Source organism: Pirellulales bacterium, from assembly GCA_035499655.1.
Lineage (GTDB): Bacteria > Planctomycetota > Planctomycetia > Pirellulales > JADZDJ01 > DATJYL01.
The window spans coordinates 1-10806 of the sequence record DATJYL010000063.1 but is presented as its reverse complement, the minus strand read 5'-3'; the positions used below and the strand labels follow the sequence as shown (position 1 = coordinate 10806).

The window sequence follows — 10806 nt, the reverse complement described above, 5'->3', positions numbered from 1 at the left end:
CGCACTCGATCCGCGGTTGAAAAACAAATAACGTGCAACTGCTAAACCGGCAAGCGCGGGGCAAGCCCTCGCGGCTAAAAGTATGTCGCTTCTCGAAATCGAAAACCTCGGCGTCGAATTTCGTACCGACGATGGCACAGTCCGCGCCGTCGACGGCATTTCCCTTTCCATCGAGCCTGGCGAAACGCTGGGCATTGTCGGCGAAAGCGGCTCGGGCAAAAGCGTTTCCAGCCTGGCAATCTTAGGCCTGGTGCCGCAACCGCCGGGAAAAATCACCAGCGGCCGCGCCATGTTCGAAGGCCGAAATCTGCTCGCCCTACCGCAGCGCCAGTTGGCGCACATTCGCGGCAACCGCATCGCCATGATTTTTCAAGACCCCATGACTTCGCTTAACCCGTTTCTCACCATCGGGCAACAGTTAACCGAGGTGACGCGGCTACATCTGCGCCACACTCACGAGCAAGCGCTCAAGCACGCCATCGAAATGCTCCAGCGCGTGGGCATTCCCTCGCCGGCTCGGCGCATCGACGATTACCCGCACCAATTTTCCGGCGGCATGCGGCAACGGGTAATGATCGCCATGGCCTTAGCCTGCAAGCCGGCCCTGCTGATCGCCGACGAGCCGACCACGGCGCTGGACGTCACAATCCAGGCTCAAATTTTGGAGCTGATGAAACAGTTGCAACAGGCCGAGGGAACCGCCATCATTCTCATCACGCACGACTTGGGCGTCGTGGCCAACATTTGCCGCCGCGTCAACGTGATGTACGCCGGCCGCTTTGTGGAAGAAGCTCCGGTCAATGATTTGTTCGCCCGGCCCCGGCACCCGTACACGCTTGGTTTGCTGCAATCGATCCCGCGGCTCGATACGGCCAAGGAAGCATTGACCCCCATCCGCGGCCAGCCCCCCGATTTAATTCACTTGCCCACCGGCTGCGCTTTCCATCCGCGCTGCCCCAACATCATCGACCGCTGCCCACGCGACCTGCCGCCCCTCTACCCCGGCGACCCCGAAGTGCGCTACGCCTGCTTCAATCCAGTGCGTGGAGAATGACGAATGACCAAGCACGAATGACCAATACGATGGCCCGTGATCATTGGTCATTGGTCCCGGCGCGCCGGGATGGTCATTGGTCATTCATTCGTCATTAGACCTTCGTCATTCGTCATTTCGCTGTGATGCAGTCCTTCCCCATCCATTTCCGCAGCACTTCCGGCACAATCACGCTCCCGTCCGGCTGCTGGTAATTCTCGAGTACGGCGATGATCCCCCGGCTAATCGCCACGGCCGTGCCGTTCAGTGTGTGGGCAAAGTGCGTTCCTTTTTCCCCTTTGTGCTTGAAGCGAATCCCTAGCCGTCGCGATTGATAATCGGTGCAATTGCTGGTGCTGGTCACTTCGCCGAATTCGCCCGCTTCGCCGCGCCCTGGCATCCACGCTTCCAAATCGAACTTGCGATACGCCGGCCCGCCCAAATCGCCGCTGGCCGTGTCGATCACCCGGTACGGAATGCCCAGCCCGTCAAAAATTTCGCACTCTAAGCGGCATAAATCATCGAGCACGGCATTGCTTTGCTCCGGCAGCGTGAAAGCAAACATTTCCACCTTCGTGAATTGATGCACCCGATACAACCCCCGCGTGGCTTTGCCGTGTGCGCCCGCCTCGGTACGGTAACAATGGCTGATGCCGCACATTTTGATCGGCAACTGCTCGGCTTCCAAAATCGTGTCGCTCAAGAGGCCGCCTAGAGTAATTTCCGCCGTGGCAACCAGGCTCAGGTCGGTCCCATCGACGCTATATATTTGCGTTTCCGGACCGCGCGGAATAAACCCGATGCCGCTGAGGATTTCGTTTCGGGCCAAGTCGGGCGTGATGGTCGGCGTGAATCCCTCGCGCACCAGCTTGTCAATCGCGTACTGCTGCAGCGCCAATTCCAACAGCACGGCGTCGTTCTTAAGAAAGTAAAAGCCATGCCCGGCGACTTTCGCCCCCCCGTCAAAATCGATCAGGTTCAATTTTTCCGCCAGCGCCACGTGGTCCAGCGGCTTGAAATTGAACTTCGGCAACGGCGTTTTGCCGCGCTTCACTTCCCGTGCGGCATCTTCCCCGCCGACCGGCGCATTGGGATGCGTCAGATTCGGAATCTGCCGCAAAATGTCGTCTCCCTCGTCGGCAATTTTTTTTAATTGCTCGGCGCCTGCCGTCACCTGGTCCCGCAGCCGGCGGCCTTCTTCCTTCCGGGCTTCGCGCTCCGCCGGGTCTTTCGCCTGGCCGATCGATTTGCTGACCGCGTTCGCTTGCTGGTTGAGCTGTTCGATGCTGGCTTGCAGCTTCCGCCGCTCAGCTTCAAGGGCCAGAAAGCGGTCAACGTCGGCCTTCGCCCCGCGCTTCGCACAGTTCTCCTTCACCCCCGCCGCATTTTCAACCACAAACTTTCGATCGAGCATATTGAATTCACGCTAAAAGTTTCGTTTTCTTATCAGCGATATAAAAAACAACATCAAACGATGTGGATGATCAAGAAGACTACAGATGAACGCAGATGTACGCGGATGAACAAAATAAGACAGATTCAAAATACACCCGAAATTGCCACCTGCCTGCCAACAATTACAGTGTTTTTAATCTGTGTTTATCCTTTTCATCCGTGCTTATCTGTGGTCTTTTGATTAACAACTTCCTTGTGCACTGTGATTTTATTCTGCGTTCTCTGCGTCTCTGCGCGAGAAATTATTTCGGTTTAACCGCCGCCAGTTCCTGCCACAGCCGGGCGCTGGATTTGATGCCGCGGTGGAAATCGGCCAGGCAGAATTTTTCGTTCGGACTGTGCGTGTTGTCGTCGTCCAAACCCCAGCCGAACAGTAGCGTATCGACTCCCAATTTTTCGTGGAAGTCAGAAACGACAGGGATGGAGCCGCCCTCGCGAATAAAAACCGGCGCTTTGCCGAAGCCGTGTTCAATCGCCCGCTCGGCGGCAGCCACATAGGGACTTTCCAGCGGCACCACGACGCCGGGCGCGCCGCTGAAATCAATCAATTCCATGGTCACGCCTGCTGGACACAGCTTTCGCAAATACGTTTCCAGTGAGCGGCCGATTTTTTTGGGGTCCTGATTCGGCACCAGGCGGAAGCTGAATTTCGCGCTGGCCTTGGCCGGCAAAATCGTTTTCGCTCCTTCGCCTTGGTAGCCGCTGGTCAGCCCATTGATGTCGAACGTCGGCCGGGCCGAGCGCCGCTCCAGCGTGGTGTAACCTTCCTCGCCGCCGACTGCACTGACGCCAATTTGCTTCATGAATTCCGCTTCGTTGAACGGCAACGAGGCAAATTGTTTGCGCTCCCGATCGGTAAGCGGCAATACGGCGTCATAAAACCCGGGCACGGTAATCCGTCCGTGCGAATCGACTAGCGTGGCCATTATTTTCGCCAGCGCAATTGCCGGGTTCACTACGCCGCCGCCAAACGTGCCGGAGTGCAAATCTTGCTTCGGGCCTTGCAGCCGCAACTCGAAATAAGTTAGGCCGCGCAGGCCGTAAGTGATAGCCGGCTGCCCGGGACCGAACTGGCTGCAATCGCTGATCACCGCCACGTCGCAGCGAAGTTTCTCTTTCGCGCCCTCGATGAATTGATACAAGTTCTCGCTGCCGACTTCTTCTTCCCCCTCGATCAAAAACTTTAACTGCACGGGCAGCTTGCCGGCGGTTTTCAGCCACGCTTCCGCACTTTTCACGTGCGTCAGCATTTGCCCTTTGTCGTCGGTGGCGCCCCGGGCGTACAAATTGCCATTGCGGCGCGTCGGTTCAAACGGCGGCGAAAGCCATTCGCCGAGCGGATCAGGCGGCTGTACGTCGTAATGGCCGTACACCAACACCGTCGGCGCCCCGGCCACCGGCGGCGACTGGGCATACACCAGCGGATGCCCGGCCGTCTCGATCATTTCCGCCTTCAAGCCGAGCGATTCAAACTGCTTTAGCACCCACTGGCCGGCCTTTCGCACGTCGGCCTTGTGCTTGCTGTCGGCACTCACGCTGGGAATGCGCAGCAAATCACACAGCTCGGCTTCAAACCGCTCGGCGTTGGCGATCAAGTATTCGTCGAGATTCGGCATTTTGGCTCCCGCGTTTTCGCTACCCCACGTTGCCCTTGGCAGGCGGCAGCCGCAATAATACCCTGTGGAGGGCGAAAGCGCCTATCCGGGCAAACCTACTGCGCGGGCCGTGTAGCAATAGGGCAGCTTGAAAACGTGTGGAGAATTGTATGTCCGCCGAACAATCTGCCGCCGCTGTTGCCGAAGCGCCCGCCGTGGAAACGGTTCCGCAAAAATCGGCCGACAAAAAGAAAAAGCCCAAGCGGCAGCCCCCTTACAACGTGATATTGTGGAACGATGACGATCACACCTACACCTACGTCATCAACATGATGCAAAAATTGTTCGGCTACCCGGTGGAAAAAGGGACGCAAATCGCCAACGAAGTCGACACGCAAGGCCGCGTCATCGTGCTCACCACCACGCGCGAGCATGCCGAGTTGAAGCGCGACCAAATTCACGCCTTCGGCAAAGACGATCTCATCGCCGGCTGCAAAGGCTCGATGTCGGCCAGCATTGAACCGGCGGAATGAATCGGAATGAGGGACGACGGCCTAGGGGCGTGGGACTTCGCGGGACGAAAGGCGCGGGACGAAAGGCGCGTAGAAAAATCCATCCGCTTGCGGTTTAGCAAAGTCGCCGGTTGATATATGTCTCACCCCTCACCCCTCACCCCTCACTCCTCACCGCTGCCTCCACCCCGCCTGCGCACCGTCACGCTGGGCTGCAAGGTCAATCAGTACGAAACCGAATTCGTCCGCCAAGCGCTCGCCGGAATCGGTTATCAAGACGCGGCGGTGAACGAACCCGCCGATTTGTGCCTCGTCAACACCTGCACCGTCACGCACGAAGGCGATTCCAAAAGTCGCCAAACCATCCGGCAGTTGGCGGCCCGCAATCCTGGCACGCGGATCATCGTGATGGGCTGTTACGCCACCCGCGCGCCCGACGAAGTGGCCGCACTGCCCGGTGTGGCCGAAGTCATCACCGACAAGCGCGAACTCCCCGATCTGCTCGGCCGCTTCGGCATTGTCGATGTGCCCACCGGCATCAGCACGTACGCCAACCGCCAACGGGCTTACGTCAAAGTGCAGGATGGCTGTCTGTTGCGATGCAGCTTTTGCATCATCCCGCAAGTGCGCCCCCATTTTGCCAGCCGCCCCGTCCAGCATATTCTGGACGAAGTGCAGCGGTTGGTCGCCGGCGGTTATCGCGAAATGATCCTCACCGGCATTCACCTGGGCCATTATGGCGTGGAATGGAATCACGACCGGCCCAAGCACGAGTGGATTCGCCTGGCGAATCTCGTCCAGCGCATTGCCCAGCTGCCCGGCGATTTTCGCATTCGACTGTCGAGCATCGAAGCCACCGAAGTCACCCGCGAACTGATCGCCGTAATGGCGGCCTATCCGGACAAGGTTTGCCCGCACTTGCACGTTTCGCTGCAAAGCGGCTCAGACGAAATTTTGCGCCGCATGCGCCGCCGCTGGTGTTCCAAACGAATTGTCGACCGCTGCCGGCTGGTGCAGCAATCGCTCGATCGGCCCGCTTTCACGACCGATGTCATCGTCGGCTTCCCCGGCGAAACCGACGCCGATTTCGCCGCCACTCTGAATGTCGTTCGCGAAATCGGCTTTTCCAAAATCCATCAATTCCCATTCAGCCCGCGCCGGGGAACTCCCGCGGCCGAGATGACCGATCAAGTGCCCCCGCCTGTGAAGGCGGCTCGGCTGGTACAGTTAGCCGCCTTGGAAACCAAACTCCGCGACCGCTATTACCAATCTCTGCGCGGCATGCCGCTGCGGGTGCTGATCGAATCGCCCATCTCCGAACGCCCCGGCCGCATGGTCGGCACCGCCTGCCGCTACGCCCCGGTGGAGCTACCCGGCAATGTATCGATGCGCAAGCAATTCGCGACGATCATCGCTGGCGACATGGCCGACGGCTCCCTTCAGGCTGTGAACAAGTAAATCTAGCCCAGCGCTAGCATCAAATCCCTCTGGAAAAGCCGCGCAGCATTCGCTACACTTCGACCCCAATTTTCCTAAAAATCCCGCGGTTTTCGGCCACCTTCCAGGGGTGACGCCGAGCCGCTGGCGCTGTCACAGTTACTTTTAGGCTCCCCAGGGCAAGTGAATTCCATGAGCCAGTTATCCAGTCGCAATCGTTGCCCCCTTTGTTTAGGCCCTGCCATGGCCATGCTAGCAATCGTGGCAGTCTTCGCTCTCAGCGATGATTTCCAGATCCTCCCTTCTGCGCGCGCCGCCTCGCCCTGGGATTCGCTGCTGCCGTTTAAAAAAGTTGACGCCGGGGAGGGGAACAGCTATCCCGTCGCACAAACAAACGGTCCCTGGATGATTTTGGCCTACACCTTCCGGGGCGAAAAATCGACCGCAGATGCCCAAGCCCTGGTCTACGAGCTGCGTTCCAAATACAAGCTGCCCGCGTACAGCTACCAGCGCACCTTCGATTACAGCAAGCCGGAGCGCGGCCTGGGTTTCAATCCCGATGGCTCTCCTAAGATGATGCACTACCAAACCGGCGGCGTCATCCAGGAAACCGCCGTCCTGGTGGGCGATTTCGACACCGTGGACGATCCCGCCGCCCAATCCATTCTCAAAAAAATTAAAAAATTGGAGCCCGCCTCCATTCATCCAGATCCAATGTTGCCCGCGCCCGATGGCGCCGACACCGCCAAAACCGCCCCCCTGGCCCTGGCCATGGTGGTCACCAATCCGCTGTTGCCCAAGGAATTTTTTTCCGGCAAGGGGGTCGACAAGTTTGTGCTCGACTTGAATAAAGACGTGCCCAACAGCTTGCTCGATTGCCCCGGCAAATACAGCATTCAAATCGCCACCTTCAGCGGCAATGCGGTGATCGACCAGCGGAAAATCGAGGATGTGGAAAAAGGGAAGCCCCTCCGCAGCCAGTTGATTGAAGCGGCGGAAAAAGCGCACGAAATGACCCTCGCCCTGCGCAACAAAGGCTACGAGGCTTACGAATTCCACGATCGCGATAAAAGCATGGTCTGCGTCGGCAGCTTCGATTCGCTCGGCGCCATGCGCCCCGACGGCACCCTGCAGCTCGATCCCACGGTCCAAAAAATCATCAACGTATTCGGCGACGATCAGGCGTTGCGCGACCCCACCAAAAAAATCGAAGCCAAATCCATCGCCCTGGAAGGCTTCAAAGTAAAAGTGCCCTTCGACGTCGCGCCCAAGCCCATTGAAGTCCCCCGCCGCTCCATCAGCGCCGACTACCAGCGCAGCATGCACGCCAAGCTGTAAGCAAACGTACTTCGGCTCCCGCTTGTCGAGCCTGGGCCAATGGTCTAGGGTGAAGGACATCGCCGCGGTCAATTCGAACCGCGCTCGGTTCTCTCGCGATTTGTTCTTCCATGCAGCTTGTTCTCGGCACGCACAATCGCAAAAAGGGCCTCGAACTGGCCGAACTGCTTCAGCCCTGGGGCTTTCAATTGCTCACCCTGGCCGATCTGCCCGCCGCAATCGAAGTTGCCGAAACAGGCGAAACCTTTGCCGCCAACGCCGCTCTGAAAGCCTGCGGGCAGGCGGCGCATCTTAAGTGTTGGGTCTTGGGCGAAGACAGCGGCCTGGCCGTCGATGCCTTGGCCGGTGCGCCGGGCGTTTATTCCGCACGCTTTTCTGGCCCCGGAGCGACCGACGAATCGAACAACCGCCTGCTGCTGGAAAAACTTGGCAAAACGCCGCTGGAAAAACGCACCGCCCATTACGTGTGCCACGCCACGCTGGCCGATCCGGCTGGAACAATTCAGGCCCAGGCGGATGGTTACTGCCATGGCCGAATTCGCTTTGAACCCGTCGGCACAGGCGGCTTCGGCTACGACCCACTGTTCGAAATCGTAGAATATCACCGCACCTTCGGCGAGCTTGGCCCGGCGGTGAAGGCCGCCCTCAGCCACCGTGCCCGGGCTATCCGTCAATTAATTCCCGCCATGCTGCGGCTGGTCGACAGCGGCCAGTGGCGATGAGGACGTGTCCGAAAAGTTTTGTAGGAGGCGAATCCTTTCGCCGATGGAACCCTGCTTTGAGAGGCTGTCGGGGAAAGCATTCCCCTCCTACCAGGTCGACCGATGCTTTTTGGATGCGCTCTTAGGTAAAATAAATCACGCCATGCCGTCGCATACGCCCAAAATCGTCATCGCTCTTGTGACCATCGGTTATTTTGTGTTTGCGGCGGCGGTGTTGGTCGGCATGTTTCTGGTGCGAGAAAGCATGGTGCCGGAACTGAGCACGTCGCAGTCACAATTGGATTGGAACCAGTGGCGAGCCGAAGCCGCCCAGCAAGACGGCAGCCACGGCCCCGTGCAGCGCGCGGTTCCCAAAAGCCCCGAAGCGCCGCTGCTCGTGCTATTGCGAGATTATTTTCCAGCGTGCGTAGTCGGTTTGCTGGTACCGCTGTCCGCGCTGTATGCCGTCATTGCCTGGATGGCCTGCGGCGTGCTGCGGCAATCAAAAAATTCTCCCTCTCCCTCCGGGAGTGGGCCGGGGTGAGGGTGCTGCTTTTGCTTCCTCTCCGTGTCTCTGCGGTTCAATTGTTCTGCCGCTCCCGATTCGCCACCAAACACGCCACTTGGTGTGCCGTGCCTTCCAGCGGCGGATCGATGTTGCGGCACGGTGGCTCCGCAATCGGGCAGCGATCTGCAAATCGACAACCCACATATTCTTGATCCGGCGAAGGCACGTCCCCGCTCAGTACCGTTCGCCGCCGTTGCCGCTCCACCGCCGGGTCCGGTATCGGCACCGCCGACAATAGCGCCTTCGTGTACGGATGCAATGGCTGCCGGTACAGCGTGGCCGCATCGGCCAATTCCACAATTCGTCCCAGGTACATCACGCCAATCCGGTCGGAAATGTGCCGCACCACCGACAAATCGTGGGCGATAAACACATACGCCAATCCCAACTGCCGTTGCAAATCGGTCAGCAGATTGATGACCTGGGCTTGAATCGAAACATCCAGCGCCGAAACCGGCTCGTCGCAAACAATCAGCTTGGGATTCACCGCCAAGGCCCGCGCAATGCCAATCCGCTGCCGCTGCCCGCCGGAAAATTCGTGCGGATAGCGATTCAAAAACCGCGGGTTCAGCCCCACCATGTCCAATAGCCGCAGCACTTCCAATTTTCGCCGCTTCGGTTCGTGTAGCCGAAAAATGTGCATCGGCTCGGCCACAATCGCCCCAACCGTCATCCGCGGATTCAGCGACGCAAACGGGTCCTGAAAAATCATCTGCATTTGCTGCCGATACGGCCGCATTTGGGCGTCGCCCAGCCCGTCGATGCGCTGTCCCTGCCACAGCACTTGCCCACCAAGTCGAACCGGCGTGCCGCCGCCGTGCAGCAAATTCAAAATCGCCCGGGCCGTGGTCGATTTACCGCAGCCCGATTCGCCTACCAATCCCAACGTTTCGCCGGAGCGCACCGTAAAACTCACCCCATCAACCGCCCGTACGAAACCATGTTCTTTGCGCCACAAATGTCCGCGCTGAAATGGAAAATAAACCTTTAGATCGCGCACCTCCAACAGCGGCGTAGCGGCCGATTGATTTGAATCCGCTTGCGGTTTAGCAACAATACTGGACATCGATAACTCACATTTTCGCCAACACCGCGACCGGGGCCTCGCCTTATTCTCCCTCTCCCCTTGTGGGAGAGGGCTGGGGTGAGGGGTGGAATCGTTTTCGGTTTTAAACTGTTCGCAAGACTTTAGTCGCCTCGTCGCACAACCGCTCCGCTTCCGCAGCCGTGGGCGCTTCGGCAATGGCCCGCACAATCGGCTCCGTATTGCTTCCCCGCACCAGCAGCCATTTGTCGGGCCAATCGAGCCGCAAGCCATCGAGCCGATCAGGCTGGGCATCTTTGAAATGCCGATCGAGTGCGTTTAGTCCTGTGGCCAGCTTTTCCTTGGGGAGCGAAATTTTTGTCTTACAAATTTCATACCGCGGCAATTCGTCCGCCAGCGCGCTCACGGGCATTTGCCGGGCGGCCATCGCATCCAAAATCAGTGCCATCGCAGTGAAACTGTCGCGTACCATTACCACTCGCGGATCGATCACGCCGCCGTTCCCTTCGCCGCCCAGCACTGCGCCGTGTTTCAGCATGGCATCGACCACATTCGCTTCGCCCACCGCCGAACGATAAAACGGCACGCCGTATTTTTTCGCCAAATCTTCGGTCATCCGGCTGGTCGAACAATTCGTCACTACCGGCCCGGGCCGCTCGCGCAGCACATGTTCGACGCAAATCGCCAGCGTGTATTCCTCGCCAATGTAGCGGCCCCGTTCGTCGATCACCGCCAGCCGATCTGCATCTGGATCCTGGCAAAAACCGATGTCGCACTTATTGTCGACCACTTGCTGCGTTACACCGGCCAAATTCTCCGCCGTCGGCTCCGGCGGATGCGCGAACAGGCCGTCGGGGTTGCCGCCCAACAGTGACGCAGTGCATCCCAGATATTCCAAAAGTAATTTCCCCACGACGCCGCCCGCCCCGTGATTGGAATCGAGCAGCACGCGAAACGACCGCTTACGAATCTGTTCCACGTTTGCCAGAGATAGCACAAGTTCAATATGCCGCGCCCACGATTTCGTCAATCGCTGCACCTTGCCCGATGGATGCTGTGGATTCGGCGGAAACGCAGCATTCCGGTAACCGCTCATGACTTTTTCTCCGGCCACAGCGGGAA

The 10806-nt window shown here is 58.7% G+C and carries 10 protein-coding genes; 6 read left to right on the top strand and 4 right to left on the bottom strand.

The features are described 5' to 3' along the window. Positions 1-82: 82 nt before the first annotated feature. Positions 83-1054 carry an ABC transporter ATP-binding protein gene (locus tag VMJ32_04465; protein ID HTQ38254.1) on the top strand — a complete coding sequence of 324 codons (972 nt, stop codon included), beginning with the start codon at positions 83-85 and terminating at the stop codon, positions 1052-1054. A gap of 112 nt (positions 1055-1166) precedes the next feature. On the opposite strand, the gene serS is transcribed toward VMJ32_04465, so the two are convergent. Both serS and VMJ32_04455 read right to left on the bottom strand, forming a co-directional pair. Next, positions 1167-2447, bottom strand: coding sequence for a serine--tRNA ligase (serS, locus tag VMJ32_04460; GenBank protein ID HTQ38253.1), 1281 nt, complete (start codon positions 2445-2447; stop codon positions 1167-1169). A gap of 283 nt (positions 2448-2730) precedes the next feature. Further along, the gene (locus VMJ32_04455) at positions 2731-4104 is read right to left on the bottom strand and encodes a dipeptidase (GenBank protein ID HTQ38252.1); all 1374 of its coding nucleotides are present in this window, start codon (positions 4102-4104) and stop codon (positions 2731-2733) included. 149 nt (positions 4105-4253) lie between these two features. On the opposite strand from VMJ32_04455, the gene VMJ32_04450 reads away from it, so the two are divergent. From VMJ32_04450 to VMJ32_04430, 5 genes are all read left to right on the top strand, one after another. Continuing rightward, the gene (locus VMJ32_04450) at positions 4254-4616 is read left to right on the top strand and encodes an ATP-dependent Clp protease adaptor ClpS (protein ID HTQ38251.1); all 363 of its coding nucleotides are present in this window, start codon (positions 4254-4256) and stop codon (positions 4614-4616) included. 117 nt (positions 4617-4733) lie between these two features. After that, positions 4734-6053, top strand: a complete 1320-nt coding sequence (gene mtaB, locus VMJ32_04445) for a tRNA (N(6)-L-threonylcarbamoyladenosine(37)-C(2))-methylthiotransferase MtaB (protein ID HTQ38250.1) — start codon at positions 4734-4736, stop codon at positions 6051-6053. Between the two features lie 222 nt (positions 6054-6275). Further along, complete coding sequence (locus tag VMJ32_04440; protein HTQ38249.1) at positions 6276-7370, top strand: hypothetical protein; 1095 nt, start codon at positions 6276-6278, stop codon at positions 7368-7370. 110 nt (positions 7371-7480) lie between these two features. Then, positions 7481-8092, top strand: coding sequence for an RdgB/HAM1 family non-canonical purine NTP pyrophosphatase (gene rdgB / locus VMJ32_04435; protein ID HTQ38248.1), 612 nt, complete (start codon positions 7481-7483; stop codon positions 8090-8092). A gap of 142 nt (positions 8093-8234) precedes the next feature. Beyond that, on the top strand, positions 8235-8615 hold the full coding sequence (locus VMJ32_04430) for a hypothetical protein (protein HTQ38247.1): 381 nt from the start codon (positions 8235-8237) through the stop codon (positions 8613-8615). A 37-nt stretch (positions 8616-8652) separates the two neighbouring features. On the opposite strand, the gene VMJ32_04425 is transcribed toward VMJ32_04430, so the two are convergent. Both VMJ32_04425 and VMJ32_04420 read right to left on the bottom strand, forming a co-directional pair. After that, positions 8653-9705, bottom strand: coding sequence for an oligopeptide/dipeptide ABC transporter ATP-binding protein (locus VMJ32_04425; protein HTQ38246.1), 1053 nt, complete (start codon positions 9703-9705; stop codon positions 8653-8655). Positions 9706-9808: 103 nt separating this feature from the next. Continuing rightward, a partial coding sequence (locus VMJ32_04420; GenBank protein HTQ38245.1) for a phosphoglucosamine mutase occupies positions 9809-10806 on the bottom strand: 998 nt, incomplete at its 5' end.

Bases quoted from the DNA above. Each gene is read 5' to 3' on its own strand.
- serS (HTQ38253.1), bottom strand. From the start codon at position 2,447: ATGCTCGATCGAAAGTTTGTGGTTGAAAATGCGGCGGGGGTGAAGGAG.
- VMJ32_04450 (HTQ38251.1), top strand. From the start codon at position 4,254: ATGTCCGCCGAACAATCTGCCGCCGCTGTTGCCGAAGCGCCCGCCGTG.
- mtaB (HTQ38250.1), top strand. From the start codon at position 4,734: ATGTCTCACCCCTCACCCCTCACCCCTCACTCCTCACCGCTGCCTCCA.
- VMJ32_04455 (HTQ38252.1), bottom strand. From the start codon at position 4,104: ATGCCGAATCTCGACGAATACTTGATCGCCAACGCCGAGCGGTTTGAA.
- VMJ32_04430 (HTQ38247.1), top strand. From the start codon at position 8,235: ATGCCGTCGCATACGCCCAAAATCGTCATCGCTCTTGTGACCATCGGT.
- VMJ32_04425 (HTQ38246.1), bottom strand. From the start codon at position 9,705: ATGTCCAGTATTGTTGCTAAACCGCAAGCGGATTCAAATCAATCGGCC.
- VMJ32_04465 (HTQ38254.1), top strand. From the start codon at position 83: ATGTCGCTTCTCGAAATCGAAAACCTCGGCGTCGAATTTCGTACCGAC.
- VMJ32_04440 (HTQ38249.1), top strand. From the start codon at position 6,276: ATGGCCATGCTAGCAATCGTGGCAGTCTTCGCTCTCAGCGATGATTTC.
- rdgB (HTQ38248.1), top strand. From the start codon at position 7,481: ATGCAGCTTGTTCTCGGCACGCACAATCGCAAAAAGGGCCTCGAACTG.